This is a genomic window from Halobacillus sp. Nhm2S1, assembly GCF_019599545.1.
In the GTDB taxonomy this organism is placed as follows: domain Bacteria; phylum Bacillota; class Bacilli; order Bacillales; family Halobacillaceae; genus Halobacillus.
Genome location: NZ_JAIEZV010000002.1, coordinates 217,999 through 235,219 on the forward strand (window position 1 = coordinate 217,999; position 17,221 = coordinate 235,219).

Below are 17,221 nucleotides of genomic sequence, written 5' to 3' on the forward strand. Positions count from 1 at the left end.
TTTAATCACATAGCCCTATGGACATTCAATGTCAGCTCCTTTATTATGAAAGCGATTTCACTTATAATTTCGAAAGGATGGGATTCGTTTGATTCAAAAACGTTGGATTTTGCTGATTGGTATAGCGCTATTATTTTTGTCATTTGCGCAACCGATTGCACCAACCTATGCAGATGCCAAAACGTACGATTCAGTTGTATTACGGGGGAACGCTGAAACTTTAGATTGGAGTTCAAATGACAACCCTTTGACTTACGATACAGAAGAAGGCGTATGGCTCAGTGGCCCAATACCATTGAAAGGTGGAAAAGTGACAGAGTTCAAGTTTGTTTATGATGGAAATTGGATGCCTGGATCAAACTTGACGTACACAGCTCCTCAAGATGCGGAGTACATCTTCGTTTTTCACCCGGAAAGCGAACGTACAGTGGACGTCCGCCTTGCTGATACTTATGAAGCAAGTGTGGAGCTTGAGCTCACCGTCCCAGAGGGAACGCCGGAATGGGTGACGCCTACAGTCGCTTCAAGCAAAAATGACTTCCATTACACAGCCGCTCCTATGACGAAAACCTCTGAAAATACGTACACAACGAAACTTGTAGGACAAGCAGGCGAAGAAGTCTCCTATTTTTATAGTCTTGCCGGGGAATCTTATAAAGAAGAACTTTCTGAAGCCCGCACGGTAACCTTATCCACCGCAAATGAAACAAAAGAGGATACGGTCACCCAGTGGAGAAAAGTTCCTGTCGCCCAATCGGTCACTCATGATTACAACCATACCCCATACGTACCGGATCATCGTGATGAGGTAACGATTAAAGTCGAAGTGCAGCACTTTGGACCGATCGACAATGGAGCCATCTATTACACTACGGACGGCACCACTCCAGATGGAAAACGTGGAGAAGCCGTTCATGGACAAACCGTTCCGTTAAAAGTGACAGATACATCTGAAATTGCCGGTGGATTGAAAACATCGATCATGGAAGGGATCATCCCCTCCCAGAAAAAAGAAACACGTGTAAAATATAAACTCGATGTTTGGAACTCCAACAGTGACGGCTCTCAATTTGCCGATAACAATGTGTTGAGTCCTGAAGAAGCCACCGAATTCGCTTATTATGTAGACACCTATGAATCTCCGAAATGGGCGAAAGAATCCGTCATTTATCAAGTATTCGTCGACCGTTTCCGAGATGGAAGCACGGAAAACAATACCTCTGTTGATCCGGAACAGTCCTATGATGAGCAGTTAAAAGGCTGGATGGGAGGAAATCTTCAAGGTGTCCTTGAAAAGATCGATTATATAGAGGATCTTGGTGTAAATACCCTTTGGATTTCACCCATTTATGAAGGACCCTATTCTCACGGCTATCATCCGACAGATTTCATGAACATCGACCCCCGATTCGGCAGCAACCAGCTCATGAAGGAACTTGTTGATGAAGCACACAAACGTGATATGAAAGTCGTTTATGACCTTGTTCCGAACCACACATCCGATCAACACGACTTTTTCCAGGATGCATTGGAAAAAGGCCCGGACAGCCCTTACTATGATTGGTACACCTTTACGAATTATCCAAATGAATATGATACGTTTTATGGCATTCAGGAACTGCCAGAGTTGAACAATGACAACCCGAAAACGCGCGAATACATGTTGGATGAAGTCGTTCCGTTCTGGATGAATGATATCGGTGTGGACGGGTTCCGCCTGGATTATGCCAAAGGCCCAAGCCAAAGCTTCTGGGTTGATTTCCGTCACAAAGTAAAATCACTGGATGAAGATGCCTTCATCTTTGGAGAAGTGTGGGATAGTCTTGATACCATTTCTTCTTACAAAGGGAAATTGGATGGAGCGATCGATTTCGAGACCCATTCCGCAATCACGAACGCATTCATTCAAGATGGTTCTGTAAACGCACTAGCGTCATCTCTTGAGGAGACCTTCGGAACTTATGGTGATGAATTTGTTGCGGCAACCTTTTTAGATAGTCATGACATGCCGCGTTTCCTATTTGAAGCAGATGGGAATGTGGACACATTGAAGAACGCGGCTGCGCTTCAGTTTACGTTACCTGGCGCACCAATCATCTACTATGGCGATGAGGTCGGCTTATCTCAAAGCGGTGACCATAATGACGTGGAAGAGTGGAAAGACCGCTATTACCGTGAGATGATGATTTGGGAGGAAGAAGAGCAGAACGAAGAGATTCTCTCTCATTACAAGACGTTGATTGATGCAAGAAATGACCAGCCGGCCTTAACACATGGAGATTTCAATATCATCTACTCTGATGATGACATCCTCGTGTTTGAACGTTCCGTGCCACAGGACAAAGTGCTTGTCGTTATGAACCTGGGTGATGAAGACCGTAAGATGGATCTCATCGACCTTTATAATCAGCAGACCCCGAACAAAGTACAGCTCACTTCGCTTTTAGAGAAGGAGAAGCTGAAGAGTCATAAAGGCAAGCTTGAAATGACAAGCAAAGCTGGCTCCGTAGCGATCTATGATGTCAAAGGAAAACTTCGCTACGAAGCTCCATCAGAAGAAAAGAAATACAACAAGGTCGTCCTGCGTGGATCTGCCCCGTTCGACTGGTCCAGTGATGACAACATGCTGACCTTCGATAAACAAGAGGCTCTCTGGAAAAGTGAGCCGATTGAACTGACAGCAGGAGAAACGGTGGAATATAAATTTGTCCGTGACGGTGAATGGCTGGAAGGCGATAACCTCCGCTTCACACCCGAAACGGATGGGGAATACATCTTCATTTTCGACCCCCAAAACGAATACCAAGTGACGGTGGAACGGATGCAAGCCATGAATGAAGCCGCCTGACAAATAAGCTTCCTACTCTTCAGTAGGAAGCTTTTGTTATTTATGATAATCCCATAGGATCTTCCACTCCCCTTTTTCTTCTGCCACATAAACATCTTGATGCAGGCGGAAAAGACCGTACTTTCCTTTGTATGTTTGAATTACAGTCGCTTGGTAAACGGGCGATAGAGGTTTCGATCCTTTTTCCATCGTCCATTGATCAAGCTTCTTCAAATCCCCCATTACAAATTCAAAGCTCTCTACGCCGAAGTGATTCATGAACACGTGCGCACGGTCTTGTATGTAGTGTCCTTTTGTAAATTTCTCCTTCATTTGCGAGTGAAAAAGCTCCCACGAATCAGAAAACTTCCCTTGTTGCTCATGTAAATAAAACTGTTCGATGGTACTCTCTGCACGCTGACCAGGTCGAGTCATGAAGAAAATGGTGAGGACAATGGCAAGGATAAGAATCAAGCCTAAAACAAAGATGATAATCATTGGTGAACGGCTCCGCTTCAATGTGATCTCCTCCCCTATTTACCTTATGCAAGGGGGGAGAAAAAAAGAAAAGCCTGACTCTGATTGGAGTCAGGCTTAACACCTCAATAAGGATCTGCCTCGTGTCCTTTTTCCTGGGCTTCATCTACGACATCGGCAGCGCCTGTATTTCCTATTGGGGAGCCTCCTTTTTTCGGCATCTTTCCTTTGGTCGGTGCAATTTCATCCGCCATTTCTGCATTCATGTCCCCCCATTCATGCCGAGTCCTTCCGCTACCCGCCTGCCATAATCCTCATCACATTGGGAGAATAGAGAAATCATTTTCTTGAGATGTTATGAGCAGGTTTCAGGATTTTATTAGCTGCTTCGGGGGTTTTATTAGCGACTTTTAGGCTTTATCGGTGACTTCAGCACTTTTATCAGTGGGTGTCAGGGTTTTATCCGTTGCTTTCACTACTTTATCGGTGGCTTTTAGACTTTTATCAATATCCTCGCAAAAAAAGCTTAGAGCGCCAAGTTCTAAGCTTTAAATGATCAACCTTCGATATATCCCTTCAGCTGAGTAATCCGCTTACTCATACTGCTGGGGCTAACATCATATTTCGTAGCAACTGCTTTTTTCGTGACCTTCTCAGGTTCTGTGCGGAACTCTTCAGAAGTACGATAGATGTGTTCAAGCGCAGCAGAAACCACTTCCGGTTTACGGAACGTCGGATCTTCTTCCTGTTTATAAGAAAGCCAAGCTTCACGCAACCTCTCGAAAGTTGGTTCTGTTTTCAGCTCATCGTCGACAAGGTCGAGCACTTCATCTTCCCCGATCGCTGGAGTTTCTTTTTCTTGCAGCTCTTGTTCTTCCGAGGACTCTTCGGAAACGTTCATATACATCCAGTTTCTCAACTGTTCAATAAGTGTATCCTGCATGTAGGCATGAATGGATTCATATCCAGCTTGCTGGGATTTCTCCTCTACCGTCTTCTTGAAAGTTTGATAGGATTCCTCATAGTTTGGAATGGCGAGCGGAACGAAATTGAAGATCGGTCCCCATTTCAGAATAACTCCAACCACATACGGCATATGCGGATAATTTTCTTCCTTCAACGGAATGCCGTCACGTTTCACTTCATACGTTAGACCGCTCCAAACATCTTCAACCATGATGGTCTGCTCGGACTGAATCTCCTGGATATGGAAAACACTAGCGAGCGGTGATTTCCACGCTTCCATAGACGCTAGCGTCGCTGGACGTACAATCTTATCCTGCTTCTTTTCAAAAAATTCGTCATAGAGCGTTGTTCCATCTTCTTGCTTTTCCATGAATACCCCTTGTACCATACGGAAAGCCGCTTCTACTTCTTCCTCCTGTGTTTCACGCTCTTCATTAGGCGTGACATTCGGATAATTGCGGTTCACATAGGCCATAAAGTGGCTGTAGTGGCCTTTCAACTCTTCATGAAGGCTTGTAGATCCCACACCTTCGTTAGTCTTATTCATGCAGCATTTCTTATATTTCTTCCCACTTCCGCATGGACATGGGTCATTTCTTTTTACCTTACTCATTAATATCCCTCTCTTAACTCATAAACGTTCAACTCTACTAGAGTACCGAAGATTGAGCCAACATGCAAAAAAACAAGGAAAAAAGGAGGAGGAAATTATATACAGACCAGGTCATCCAATATTTGGATGACCTGGTCTTACAGTATTTGGATATAAAATCCGCATTTAAACATCTCTTCTTAGTGCGCTTAGTACATCAATGCGTGTGGCTTTCCTGGCTGGCTTGAGACCGGATAGCATCGCCACACCGATACTGAGTGCTACACAAACCAGAGCCAAGTAAGGAGGGATATAAGACAATTGAATCGCTTCTTCTAATGTCTGATCAAAAACTTGTTGAATGACAAGTGGAAGCAACATGTTAATTCCTACGCTCACAAGATAAGCAAGCGCGACACCGACAAACGCCCCCATCAACCCAATATAGCCACTTTCCATCAAGAAGATGCTGCGGATCATCTTAGGGTGACCACCGATGGCTTTCATGATGCCAATATCCTGGGTCCGTTCTGTAACAGCCATGGACATGGTATTGTAAATGCCAATTGAAGCAATCAATAAAGCAATTGTACCTACTATAATCAATCCTACTTTAACTACAGCAAATACAATATTGATCTGATCGAGTTCTTCCGTCACCGAATAGATATGGTACCCTTCATCTTTCAGGTTCTGGGATAGATTCTCCACCTGCTCCATGTTACCTGCTATGACCTGGACATCGTTATACACTCTGTCTTTCCCCTCGGCCTGTAATGTTTCAACTTCGTCTGTTTTCATATCTGGGTGGATGGTAGCCCCATAAGCCGTTTCTGTAAAAGCTTCAATATCGGTTAATACAGCTTCGGAGATGTAAATATCACTACTTACCTGCCAATCTCTTGCGGGTTCTTCCATAATCCCAACCACTTCAACCGGGAAAGTTTCCGTTATCCATTCATCCCCCTTGTACTGTTCAACTTCAATCTCGACCGTTTTATTTAATAATCCTTCATCCATCCGGTACTCTTCTTTTACAAGACCATTTTGATTAAAAATCTGATCTCCGGTTTGTTCATCACTCTTTTTATATAAAAGTTGATCCAGGTGGTACCCGATAAGAACTTCATTTTCACTTTGAGGCATGCGTCCAGATGATAATTTCATGCCCGTTTCTTTTTCTGACTGAAAATCTACAACACTAACTGTTGAACCTCCGGAATAGGCATCATAAAGGATTTCCGTTTCCGTTCGCAGCTGGATTTTATGAGAGACAGCCTTGACGGTTTCCAGTGATTTGAAGCTTTCAATGTCGTCCTTGGTGATTTCAGGGCTTTCCCCTTCTTCCTGCGTCTGTTTTCCATAAACCGTTATTTCCGTGACCGCCCGGTCCTGCATAATGTCGTTAACGATAAACCTTTGAGCACCGAACCCAACGGATGCAAGGACAATAAGAAAGGCACACCCGATGGATGTAGCCAGAATCGTCATAAACACACGGGATTTATTTTTCTGCATGTTCTGTCTGATAAATTGGAATCGGTCTTTCCATTTCATCGTACAGCCACCTCTCGATCAGCGGCTAAACGCCCATCTTCAAGACGAATGGTCCGGTCAGCGACACGTGCCACTTCCTCATCGTGAGTAATGATGACGAAAGTTATGTTCTCTTCCCTATTCAACTTTTGAATGAAATCCAGCAACTCCTTCTCCGTTTCCTGGTCCAAGCTCCCTGTAGGTTCATCCGCTAGAATAATCGGTGGCTGAACGATAAGAGCCCGCGCAACGGACACTCGCTGCTGCTGTCCGCCGGATAGTTCCGATGGATAGTGATTCTGGTAATCGTTCAATCCGACTTTATCAAGCATTTCAACGACCCTTTGCTTCCGTTCCTTTACAGAAACCCCCTTCATTACCATTGGAAGTTCAATATTCTGATAGGCGGTCATACTGGGAATCAGCTGAAAGCTTTGGAAAATGAACCCCAAACGATCCGCTCGAAACTCAGCCCAGGCAGATTCCTTATAGTCTGTTACTCTCTTATCAGCTATAAAAATATCTCCCTCCGTCGGCTTAATATAACCGCTCATCAAGTTCAATAATGTTGATTTACCGGAACCACTCCGTCCTACGATGGTTACAATTTCACCTTCTCCCACCTCAAGATTAATATCTTTTAAAACAGAAACTTCCTGTCTATTATTCTTTTTTCCTACAAAAAACGAATGTGACAAATTCTCCACTTTAATCAATGGTCATTTCTCCCTTCTTGTTAACCCTCTACATACAAGACGAAAGAAATGCCCTAATCATTTCATCTTTTTTATAGTAAATAAAAAATTAAAGAGTCAGTCTCCCATTTTAGGCCGATCCTTGATCGGGATGTGACTCTCAGTCACATGTTAAAAAATGTAAGACCTGGTCACCCATTATATGGGTGACCAGGTCTTACATTTTTTAACATTTTTCAGCATCATCACAACGCCGTAAAACTCTTCTCTTTCCAACAAAAAACCACAGTTCGAAGGTTAACCCTCAAGCTGTGGTTTGATTTCTTTAGTGGAGGAGCGATATTTAATATCGAATGGCACAATAATCCGTTTCGCTGGTTCCTCTTTGTTTTTCACTTTTTCGATTAGACATTTGGCCGCCTGGCTGCCTAGGCCATGAATGTGAATATCAACAGTCGTCAATGGAGGACGGGTAATTTCTGATAAATACACATTGTTAAAACTCACAATTGATATATCGTCAGGTACGCGCTTCCCGAATTCCTCCAGCATGTTCACCACACCGATACTCATGAGATCATCGGCAATCACAATGCCTGTCGGTGGTTTAGGGAGGGCGAACAATTCATGCACCGCCTGACGTCCACCTGATTTCAGGAATTCGGTATGGATCCGGTACTCATCCAAGTACGGCAAGCCTGCCTCTTCAAGAGCCAGTTCATACCCACGCATACGATCAATGGTTACAATACGGTCCTCGGAACCACCGATAAATGCAATACATTCGTGTCCAATATCAATCAGGTGATTGGTAATTTCTTTGCCGGCCCGGATATTATCGTTATCCACGTGCGTGATTTCATCCACACGTGCCGCCGGTTTTCCGACGATGACAAAAGGAAAATTCTGTTCCAGCAAAAATTCCATGATCGGATCATCCACTTGTGAGTAAAGAAGGATGATGCCATCGGTGCGATTACTGAACACCATACGCTTGACGGCCTCAAGCATTTCTTCATCTGTTTCTCCTGTACATAAGAGCATGGAGTAATCAAGCTCATGAGCGACCGCACTGATTCCACGCAGAACCTCTGGAAAGAACGGGTTTTGGAGCGCTTTATCCGCACTCGAAGGCATGACGACCCCAAGCGACTGTGTAGAACGGTTCGCCAGGTTCCTTGCATTGGCATTCGGATGATATCCCATCTCTTTCATGGCTTTTTTTACTCGTTTCTTCGTGGCTGGGCTGATTCTAGGATGGTCTGCAATGACACGGGATACGGTTGAAGGAGCTACCCCTGCCGCTTTGGCCACTTCTTTAATGGTTACCGCCATAACTTTCACCTTCTATTTGCATACTATGTTCATTGTATCATGAGGACGCTTTCATCTCTCTTTTATTAAAAAAGGAGAACCGGAGGGCTGCTCCGCTTCTCCTTCCATACATATGTCTTCAAGGTTATCCCTTCGTACCCCCTGCTGTCAATCCAGTAACAAAATATTTCTGCAAGGATAAGAAGAGCAGTGAAATCGGTACGGCAATCAATACAGAACCGGCAGCGAACAATGTAAATTCATTCCCGAACTGATCGGCAATCATTTCATAAAGTCCTACCGCTAGTGTGAATTTATCTTCCGAACGTAGTAGGATACGTGCCAGGATAAAGTCTGTGAACGGTGTAATAAAAGTGAACAGACAGATGACCGCAATCATCGGCTTCGCAAGTGGCATGACGATCTGCCAGAAAATACGGAAGTTCCCTGCGCCGTCCATACGAGCCGATTCGTCCAGCTCTTTCGGAATGGTATCCAGATATCCTTTCATCAAGTACGTATTCATCGGAATCGCGCCACCTGTGTATACGAGAATCAACGCAAGGTGGGTATCAAGCAAGCCTGTCAAGTTCGCTAAAGCATAAATAGCAATCAAGGCAGCGAAGTTCGGGATCATTTGCAGAATCAAAAAGGTCATCAAACCATTTTTACGACCAACGAAACGGAACCTTGAGAATGAATAAGCCGTCATACACACGAGGGCTACAGAGAACAGCATCGTCAGAACACAGATCTTAATCGTGTTCCAATACCAGATCAGATAGTCACTCTGTGCCGGGTCGAACAATTCTTTATAGTGTTTCAACGTTGCATTTTCAGGAATGATCGAGGAGCCTGACAAACTGTTCCCCGGGTTAAAGGATGATCCGACAATCCATAAAATCGGGTATAGGATGATCGTGATCATCGCCAGAATCACAATATACGAAAACGTCAGCTGTAGGATGCGTTTGTTATTTTTCATATTACATCATATCCTCTTCTTGGAATGATTTCGTTCTTCTGAACTGCCACAAAGCTACGGTAATAACGATCAAGGACAGGATCATTGTAATCGCTGCCGCTTTTCCGTATTGGGCAGATGTCATCGTCAAGTTGTAGATCCAGGAAATCAAGATATCCGTTCCCCCCGCATTCTGGTTCGGAACAGCCGGACCTCCTCCATTAAAGAGAAAGATGACATTAAAGTTGTTGAAGTTGAACGTATATTGAGTAATCATGATCGGTGCTGTTGCATATAGCACGAGCGGCAGCGTAATGCTTCTGAATTTCTGGAAAATGGACGCGCCATCGACATCCGCCGCTTCGTACAATTCATTAGGAATCGACTGCAATACACCTGTAACCATCGCAAAAATGAACGGGAACCCAAGCCACGTCTGGATCATGATCAATGCGATCTTCGTGTACGTCGGGTTGGTAAGCCAAGGGATATCCCCAAGCCCGAAGGCAGCCAGGATATCGCGGTTGATGGTACCGAACGTTTCGTTGAACATTCCAGCGAAAACTAAAATAGATACGAACGCAGGCACCGCCCAAGGTAAAATGAAAATCGTACGGATGGTCTTTTGAAGGATGATCCCCTTCTGGTTCATCAATACGGCAAGGAAAATACCAAGCGCAATTTGCAAAGTCGTAGCACCAAACGTCCAAATAACCGTCCAGGCCAATACACTAAAGAACGTATCACGCCAGATCGGTATGTTGAAAATCTCGATAAAGTTCTGGAAGCCGACCCAGTCTACGAGGTTCGCAGGCGGTGAGTGATACAAATCGTAGTTCGTAAATGATAGTAGAACAACAAATAATATCGGAAAAATAACGACGAAAACAAGTAAGAGAAAACCCGGTGTCATCATCAGGTAAGGGAATCCTCCACCTACCAGGTTTTGATACTGTTGCCTGACAGAGTTTGGTGCTTCATTCAGGTCTCTTTGTTTTCCCACTTTAAAAGCATCTCTTAAGTTAAACGCATAGACGCCTAATCCCAAAATGGTGACGATCAGTGTCAATATTCCTTCTACGAGCAACACGATGGAATGATCGTAATTGGGATCGGTTCCAAGCGTAAATAGACCCCAAAATCCGAACTGCAGCAAGTCGGAAAAGGCTATGAAAAAAGAGGCCATTAAAATGAAAAAAGCGGAACCTTTCAGCCACTGTTTGTTATAAAACTGTCCAAAACCAGGAATGATCGAGAGCGCTAAAGCTATTTTTCGATGATTGGTCGTCCCATGAGGATCTTGTTTTTTATTTTTCTTCGATGGACGATGGTCTTTTCCCTCATAGTTGGACTTCGGTTGACGTTCCCCCATGTTCAGTCTCCTTTCTAACTTTCCAGCATATAAAACTTCTCATGGATAAGGAAAAGCCATACCCGACAGACGGGTATGGCTCTGCCCGATCTTAGTTCCCTGAGTGATTCAACTCAATTTGTGTTTTGATGGTTTCCTGTGCTTCCGTCAACGCTTCTTCAGGCTCAGCTTTACCTGTCGCAACGACCTGCAATGCTTGTGCCATCGGCTCCCAAACTTCTCCCATTTCAGGAATATTCGGCATTGGAACCGCGCGCTCAGATTGAACAGCAACCGCACGTGCTTTTTCGTTATCCGCAATGATTGGATCCTCAATCAAGGACTTCACTGGAGGAATTTCATTGGTTTCTTCATAACGAATTTTCGCGTTTTCTTCGTTCGTGATCCACTTGACCAACTCTGTCGCCCACTCTTTATTTTCAGAAGCAGCAGACAAATGCCAGCCTTTCACACCAACGAATGTTTGCGGGTATTCCCCATTCGGAAGTTTCGGAAGTGGTGCAACACCATAGTCGATTCCTGCTTCGTTCAAAGCTTGGTAAGCCCATGGGCCGTCCATCATGGCGGCAACGTTACCTTCTTGGAAAAGACCATCTTTCGCAGAACCACCACTCTCACCAACGATTCCGGATGGGAAGACTTCCTCATACCATTTTTGGATGTACTGAGCACCTTCGACAGCGCCTTCGTTACTCAATCCAAGGTCTTGAGGATTCAAAGCTCCACCTTCTTCACCGAATACGTACCCACCGTAACCAGCAAGGACGGAGTTACCGAAGTAGAAGTTATCCCATAGAGCTAAGAAACCATATTGATCGCCATTATTAAATTCTTTGGAGAACTCAAATAGTTCATCAAAGTTTTCAGGTACTTCTGTCATATGTTCTTTGTTATAAATGAAAACCGGAGTTTCTGTAGACTTTGGAAGTCCGTATAGGTTTCCATCGTATGTTTGTGCTTGGATGGACGCTTCTGTATAAAGATCTGTCACAGAACTGTCCACTTCAATCGGAGAAAGCAGTCCTTCAATAGCCATTTGACCGATCTGATCATGTGGCAATGTCAAAACGTCAGGGCCTGTCCCAGCCGGTCCGTCGAGACGAAGCTGTTCTCCCATTTTCGTTGCCATATCTAACTCTTTGAATTCAACCTCAATGCCGTGTTCCTCTTCGAAACTAGCAATCGCAGGCTCCAGGCCGACACCTTTTTCTTTATCTTCCCAAACGACCAGCTTTTCAGGTTTTTCAGGCATGCCGTCTTCTGACGTTTCAGAAGATGCATTATCACTACTAGACTCTCCTCCACTCGCTTCCTCTTCACGATCCGGCGCACATGCAGCCAGCATCGCAACCGTAAGAAAAGCGATAAACAATAAGCTCAACCACTTTTTCATACTTAACTCCCCCTAATAGTTTCCTAGATGGATATGCCACGCAACCATAGTGAAACCGATTGCACACATCTTGATTCTTATTATACAAACTAATAATAGATTTGCAAGCGTTTTCTTAAAATATTGAATGAATGTTTTACTATCTATAACAGTACGTTAACGCTTTCACATTTTCATTGACTTCCCTCTATTTCTTCTATAGTTTTATTTAGTAGAAACGCACTTTTATGTGCAAACGATTGTTCAGAAAGGATGAAGATCCATGTTTAAAGAAGCCGTGCATCACAGACCGAAGAATAATTATGCTTACGCGTATGATGAGAAGACCCTTCACATTCGTTTACGAACAAAAAAAGAGGATGTCGATGCTGTCCAGCTCATTCACGGAGATCCTTACAACTGGGCGGATGGACAGTGGCAGACTGAACAAAAGCCGATGCAAAAATCCGGGTCGGATGATCTTTTTGACTATTGGTTTGCAACGTTAGAACCTCCGTACCGCAGACTCCGGTACTCTTTTTTACTGCAAGATGGAAAAGAGCAAACCGTCTTTACTGAAAAAGGGTTTTATGACGAAGTTCCATTAGACGATACGGCCTACCACTTCTGCTTCCCGTTCCTGAATAGCATCGACGTTTTCCAGCCGCCTGAATGGGTGAAAGATACAGTATGGTATCAGATTTTCCCTGAACGGTTTGCTAACGGAGATGCCTCCCTGGATCCTGAGGGTACCTTACCATGGGGAAGCAAAGAACCAACACCAACAAACTTTTTTGGTGGAGACTTTCAAGGAGTGATTAACCACCTCGATCATTTAGAAAAACTCGGCATTAACGGCATTTACTTCACGCCAATTTTCAAGGCTTATTCCAATCATAAATATGACACAATTTACTATATGGAGATCGATCCGCAATTCGGTGATAAAGAAACATTCCGCAAACTTGTAAAAGAGTGCCATCACCGAGGCATCCGGGTTATGTTGGACGCTGTGTTCAATCATAGCGGATACTACTTCGAACCTTTTCAAGACGTATTGAAAAATGGGATCGATTCCGACTATGCAGACTGGTTCCATTTAAGAGAAGACAAAATCATTACAGAGCCTTTGCCGAATTACGATGCTTTCGCCTATGTGTCCAGCATGCCGAAGCTCAATACGGAGAACCCTGAGGTCAAAAATTACTTACTGAAAGTCGCACGTTACTGGATTGAAGAGTTTGATATCGACGGATGGCGACTGGATGTGGCGAATGAAGTGGATCATGCCTTTTGGAGAGAGTTCCGCCAAACCGTCAAGGAAGCAAAGGCAGACGCCTATATCCTCGGTGAAATCTGGCATGACTCGATGCCTTGGCTGCAAGGCGATCAATTCGATGCGGTCATGAATTATCCGTTCACAAACGCAGTTATCGACTTTTTTGCTAAGAAGAAGATAGGGATGGAACAGTTCAAGAATCAGCTGTCCCATGTCCAGCATATGTACCCTGTATCTGTGAATGAAGTTGCGTTCAACCTTCTGGACAGCCACGATACGCCGAGGGTCCTCACTTATGCAGATGGGGATAAGCGAGCCGCTCAATTGATGTACCTTTTCCAGCTCTCCTATGAAGGGACTCCATGCATCTATTACGGGGATGAAATCGGGATGACGGGTGGACAGGATCCCGGCTGTCGTAAATGTATGATCTGGGAAGAAAAGGATCAAGATCAGGAGTTGTTTTCGTTTATACAGAAAATGATTGCCTTCCGTAAATCAGAGCCTGCTTTTGGTAATGACGCTCGATTTTCATTTGTCGATTACGGAAAAAATATACTTGCCTATGAAAAGGAAACAGACGGGCAATCCTTGTTGTTCCTGATCAACACTTCCTCCCACTCCGTTTCATTAGAGGATGTTTCATCATCAAGAATCATTGACCATGATCAACAAACGACAGTCGATGCTGAAAGAGCAACCGTAAGTCCATCTGGATATTTGATTTTGGAGAAAAAGTAATGTAGAGGAGTCTTTCCATGACTCAAGCTAAAAAAATGACCCTGTTCGCTCTGACATGGCCGATTTTTATTGAAGTCCTTTTGCACATGTTAATGGGCAATGCTGATACCCTCATGCTCAGTCAGTACTCCGACGATGCCGTAGCTGCCGTCGGAGTCTCGAATCAAATTCTATCCGTCGTGATCGTCATGTTTGGGTTTGTCGCGACGGGAGCGGCCATCTTAGTTGCACAAAACCTCGGTGCCGAACAAAAGAAAGAGGCGGGAAGCATTTCCGTCACGTCCCTCAGTGTCAACTTGTGGTTTTCGCTCCTTCTTAGCTTCGGCCTTTTTATATTCAGCGAACAGATCCTGAATGTGATGGACCTGCCTACATCCTTGATGGGAGACGCCACGGACTACATGAACATTGTCGGCGGACTTATTTTTGTACAGGCGATGCTTATGACGATCGGCGCGCTTTTAAGAAGTTACGGTCACACGAAAGACCCGATGTATGTCACGATTGGTATGAATATCCTGAATGTCATCGGCAACTACTTTGTCATTTTCGGGCCGTTCGGTCTTCCCGTTTTTGGAGTAGAAGGTGTAGCTTATGTGACAGCAATCTCGAGAGCTTCCGGCTTTCTCGTTCTCCTTTTATTGCTGATCAAGCGTGTATCCGGGGATTTGCCATGGCGGTCTTTATATCACTATGAAAAAGCACACCTAAAAAACCTGCTCCACATTGGAGTACCATCTGCAGGCGAACAACTTTCCTACAATGCCAGTCAGATGGTCATCACTTATTTCGTGGCCCAAATGGGAGCGACCGCGATTACGACGAAAGTCTATGCTCAAAACTTGATGATGTTCATATTCTTGTGCTCCATCGCTATCGGGCAGGGGACGCAAATATTAATTGGCCATCACATCGGCGCAAAAGAGACGGAGAAAGCTTACCGGCAATGTATCCGGAGCTTACAGTTAGCCATTGTCATCTCTTTATCTGTTGCCATCGTATTCTATTTTTCCAGCGATTTTCTACTAGGACTGTTTACAGACGATCCTACTATATTAACAACAGGTAGCATCTTGCTGCTGATGACGGTTCTGCTGGAGCCTGGACGAGCCTTCAACCTCGTTGTCATCAATTCCCTTAGAGCCGCTGGAGACGTGCGTTTTCCTGTTATCGTAGGGATATTATCGATGTGGGGGATTCAGGTAACGATTGCATGGATTTTCGGTCTCCATTATGCCTATGGGTTGATCGGAATCTGGATCGGATTCATCATTGACGAATGGCTGCGCGGAATCCTGATGCTGCGCAGGTGGAAATCAAGAATATGGCTGAAAAAATCATTTGTCACACCAAACAAAAAAGCGCACAGTCAAGCAAATACAAGCTGACTGTGCGCTTTTTTTGTTGTATTGGTAATATTTGTCGTACCAGGTCATACATAAAATGGAAATCAAAGGCATCACCGTGCCTTTACTCCTTCACTGAGGTTGTTTGAGAAGGTTTTTAATTTGTTCATATCAGAAACATCTTCTTCAAATAATGGGATTTGAATTAACTGCTGATCTTTGAATTTCTCTCTAATTTCCTCAAGATAGGTTCCTTCCTGTTTTCGTCTCTTGGCAAGAAATTCACCGTCGGCATAATCTGGCAACACTTTATTGATGATCAAAGTCTTCACCATCAAGTCATGCTGCTTCAATTTACGAATCGCCTGTTCGGTTTCAAGTATGGGAAGCCGCTCTGGAATCAGCACAAATACAAAACCTGTCTGAGCAGGATCAAGTATCACTTTCCTTACGGCAGCAAATTTTTCTTTCCTACGCTGCAACACATCATAAATGGGATCATCGACTGGATCGCCATCATTCAGAAGTTGTGTGTAGTTATCATTAATCTTTTTCCTGCGTTCGAGCATCCCATCAATCCAAACACTCATAAGCTCCGGTAAAGTCAACAATCGGATCGTGTGCCCTGTCGGAGCTGTATCAAATACTATTTTGTCAAAGTGCTCGGACTCTTCAAGAATAATCGAGATGAGACGGTCAAACAAAGCCGCTTCATCGGCCCCCGGAGAAGCACTCGCCATATCAATCTGCCTATGAACTTCCTCGACCATTTTTGATTTTACAAGGCCTTCTAAGTTATCTTTCACCCCGTTAATATAGCGTTTGGACTCACGAACAGGGTCGATTTCAATCCCCCACAGGTTTTCCATTAAAGCTGTCTTCTCATGATTGACTTTCTCGTGAAAAATATCTCCAAGGTTATGAGCCGGGTCGGTAGATACGACAAGAGTCCGATGCCCTTCTTTCGCAAACGCAACAGCAAGGGCAGCAGAGGATGTCGACTTTCCTACTCCCCCTTTTCCACCCACAAAAATTACTTTATTCTTATGCAAACCTTTCATTCTACTACCTCCTCTAACAACAACGAATGCCATCCAGCGGAGACTTTTCCATCCCCATACGCAGATGCCAATCGTGAAACTTTTCTATGATGTGCGGATAAAGTTCTAACGTATAATAAAATGCCGGATTCGGTATCCCTAACATGTCAGAGTAAACGAGAAGTAAGAAAAGATCGTCCTCATCCCTTAGTTCTCTAGCAATCTCCTGTTTGTGAGGGAGACTTAACACTTCATCATAAAATTCAAATAACCGTTTTAACGAAAACTTTTTTTCCAAGCTTCTCCCTCCTTATTTTCTATCCATTTCCCATTAATGAACAAGCTGTTGTAACGCATTCGAAAAAAGATCGACCGTAAAGCACTCCAAATGGAGACATGGCCTGCCTTTACGTGCTTGATAAAATAGACAAGAATGGCAAGAAGATTCCTTGGATCTACATAGTCCACATGAATCCCTTCACCCTGGTTGTCTCTATACCACTCTCCGAGTTTTTCACGGTCCTGATCGTGGTGCTTAAACTCTTCTTTCATGTCAATGAAACCATCGTCATCACTGCATATTCCTCCACAACACCCCATTCCAATTTCTTTCTCAGGGCGAATGATCATGATTTCTTTCATGGTGTCGCTGCTCCTTTCAAGGAAAAAAGAAAGCCGACAAAAGCCGGCTTCCTTTTTT

General features: G+C 44.2%; 15 protein-coding genes. 3 read left to right on the forward strand and 12 right to left on the reverse strand.

The window, feature by feature from the left end; translation table 11 throughout:
• The first annotated feature begins 88 nt into the window (after positions 1 to 88).
• Entirely contained in the window at positions 89 to 2,848 is a 2,760-nt protein-coding gene (locus K2225_RS07645) for a glycoside hydrolase family 13 protein (protein WP_255574319.1), read from the forward strand.
• Between the two features lie 36 nt (positions 2,849 to 2,884).
• Here the strand turns inward: K2225_RS07645 and K2225_RS07650 are convergent, their stop codons facing one another.
• From K2225_RS07650 to K2225_RS07690, 9 genes are all read right to left on the reverse strand, one after another.
• Positions 2,885 to 3,346, reverse strand: coding sequence for a hypothetical protein (locus tag K2225_RS07650; RefSeq protein WP_255574320.1), 462 nt, complete (start codon positions 3,344 to 3,346; stop codon positions 2,885 to 2,887).
• An 83-nt stretch (positions 3,347 to 3,429) separates the two neighbouring features.
• Positions 3,430 to 3,570, reverse strand: coding sequence for a hypothetical protein (locus K2225_RS07655; protein ID WP_220584204.1), 141 nt, complete (start codon positions 3,568 to 3,570; stop codon positions 3,430 to 3,432).
• A 290-nt stretch (positions 3,571 to 3,860) separates the two neighbouring features.
• Positions 3,861 to 4,883, reverse strand: coding sequence for an SEC-C metal-binding domain-containing protein (locus K2225_RS07660; RefSeq protein ID WP_220584205.1), 1,023 nt, complete (start codon positions 4,881 to 4,883; stop codon positions 3,861 to 3,863).
• 165 nt (positions 4,884 to 5,048) lie between these two features.
• Positions 5,049 to 6,419 (reverse strand): ABC transporter permease, encoded by a 1,371-nt coding sequence (locus K2225_RS07665; RefSeq protein WP_220584206.1) that lies wholly within the window; start codon positions 6,417 to 6,419, stop codon positions 5,049 to 5,051.
• On the reverse strand, positions 6,416 to 7,114 hold the full coding sequence (locus K2225_RS07670; protein WP_220584207.1) for an ABC transporter ATP-binding protein: 699 nt from the start codon (positions 7,112 to 7,114) through the stop codon (positions 6,416 to 6,418). The genes K2225_RS07665 and K2225_RS07670 overlap by 4 nt, the downstream gene beginning before the upstream one ends.
• A gap of 276 nt (positions 7,115 to 7,390) precedes the next feature.
• Entirely contained in the window at positions 7,391 to 8,428 is a 1,038-nt protein-coding gene (locus tag K2225_RS07675; RefSeq protein ID WP_220584208.1) for a LacI family DNA-binding transcriptional regulator, read from the reverse strand.
• 124 nt (positions 8,429 to 8,552) lie between these two features.
• Complete coding sequence (locus K2225_RS07680; RefSeq protein ID WP_220584209.1) at positions 8,553 to 9,392, reverse strand: sugar ABC transporter permease; 840 nt, start codon at positions 9,390 to 9,392, stop codon at positions 8,553 to 8,555.
• 1 nt (position 9,393) lies between these two features.
• Entirely contained in the window at positions 9,394 to 10,743 is a 1,350-nt protein-coding gene (locus K2225_RS07685; protein WP_255574323.1) for a carbohydrate ABC transporter permease, read from the reverse strand.
• A 91-nt stretch (positions 10,744 to 10,834) separates the two neighbouring features.
• Complete coding sequence (locus K2225_RS07690; RefSeq protein WP_220584210.1) at positions 10,835 to 12,136, reverse strand: extracellular solute-binding protein; 1,302 nt, start codon at positions 12,134 to 12,136, stop codon at positions 10,835 to 10,837.
• Positions 12,137 to 12,398: 262 nt separating this feature from the next.
• Here K2225_RS07690 and K2225_RS07695 point away from each other — a divergent pair, with 262 nt between their 5' ends.
• Both K2225_RS07695 and K2225_RS07700 read left to right on the forward strand, forming a co-directional pair.
• A complete protein-coding gene (locus K2225_RS07695) occupies positions 12,399 to 14,135 on the forward strand; it encodes a glycoside hydrolase family 13 protein (protein ID WP_220584211.1) in 1,737 nt (578 codons plus the stop codon).
• A gap of 17 nt (positions 14,136 to 14,152) precedes the next feature.
• Complete coding sequence (locus K2225_RS07700; protein ID WP_220584212.1) at positions 14,153 to 15,523, forward strand: MATE family efflux transporter; 1,371 nt, start codon at positions 14,153 to 14,155, stop codon at positions 15,521 to 15,523.
• Positions 15,524 to 15,594: 71 nt separating this feature from the next.
• On the opposite strand, the gene K2225_RS07705 is transcribed toward K2225_RS07700, so the two are convergent.
• Genes K2225_RS07705 through K2225_RS07715 form a run of 3 tightly spaced genes read right to left on the reverse strand, consistent with a single transcriptional unit; the run spans position 15,595 to position 17,163 of the window.
• Entirely contained in the window at positions 15,595 to 16,542 is a 948-nt protein-coding gene (locus tag K2225_RS07705; RefSeq protein WP_220584213.1) for an ArsA family ATPase, read from the reverse strand.
• Between the two features lie 13 nt (positions 16,543 to 16,555).
• Entirely contained in the window at positions 16,556 to 16,819 is a 264-nt protein-coding gene (locus K2225_RS07710) for a cory-CC-star protein (protein WP_089651275.1), read from the reverse strand.
• On the reverse strand, positions 16,798 to 17,163 hold the full coding sequence (locus tag K2225_RS07715; protein WP_220584214.1) for a hypothetical protein: 366 nt from the start codon (positions 17,161 to 17,163) through the stop codon (positions 16,798 to 16,800). The genes K2225_RS07710 and K2225_RS07715 overlap by 22 nt, the downstream gene beginning before the upstream one ends.
• Between the last annotated feature and the right edge of the window lie 58 nt (positions 17,164 to 17,221).

What these genes read in the sequence shown, in the direction of transcription:
- K2225_RS07655 (WP_220584204.1), bottom strand. Translation starts at nt 3,570, where the DNA reads ATGAATGCAGAAATGGCGGATGAAATTGCACCGACCAAAGGAAAGATG.
- K2225_RS07660 (WP_220584205.1), bottom strand. Translation starts at nt 4,883, where the DNA reads ATGAGTAAGGTAAAAAGAAATGACCCATGTCCATGCGGAAGTGGGAAG.
- K2225_RS07665 (WP_220584206.1), bottom strand. Translation starts at nt 6,419, where the DNA reads ATGAAATGGAAAGACCGATTCCAATTTATCAGACAGAACATGCAGAAA.
- K2225_RS07675 (WP_220584208.1), bottom strand. Translation starts at nt 8,428, where the DNA reads ATGGCGGTAACCATTAAAGAAGTGGCCAAAGCGGCAGGGGTAGCTCCT.
- K2225_RS07680 (WP_220584209.1), bottom strand. Translation starts at nt 9,392, where the DNA reads ATGAAAAATAACAAACGCATCCTACAGCTGACGTTTTCGTATATTGTG.
- K2225_RS07685 (WP_255574323.1), bottom strand. Translation starts at nt 10,743, where the DNA reads ATGGGGGAACGTCAACCGAAGTCCAACTATGAGGGAAAAGACCATCGT.
- K2225_RS07690 (WP_220584210.1), bottom strand. Translation starts at nt 12,136, where the DNA reads ATGAAAAAGTGGTTGAGCTTATTGTTTATCGCTTTTCTTACGGTTGCG.
- K2225_RS07695 (WP_220584211.1), top strand. Translation starts at nt 12,399, where the DNA reads ATGTTTAAAGAAGCCGTGCATCACAGACCGAAGAATAATTATGCTTAC.
- K2225_RS07700 (WP_220584212.1), top strand. Translation starts at nt 14,153, where the DNA reads ATGACTCAAGCTAAAAAAATGACCCTGTTCGCTCTGACATGGCCGATT.
- K2225_RS07705 (WP_220584213.1), bottom strand. Translation starts at nt 16,542, where the DNA reads ATGAAAGGTTTGCATAAGAATAAAGTAATTTTTGTGGGTGGAAAAGGG.
- K2225_RS07715 (WP_220584214.1), bottom strand. Translation starts at nt 17,163, where the DNA reads ATGAAAGAAATCATGATCATTCGCCCTGAGAAAGAAATTGGAATGGGG.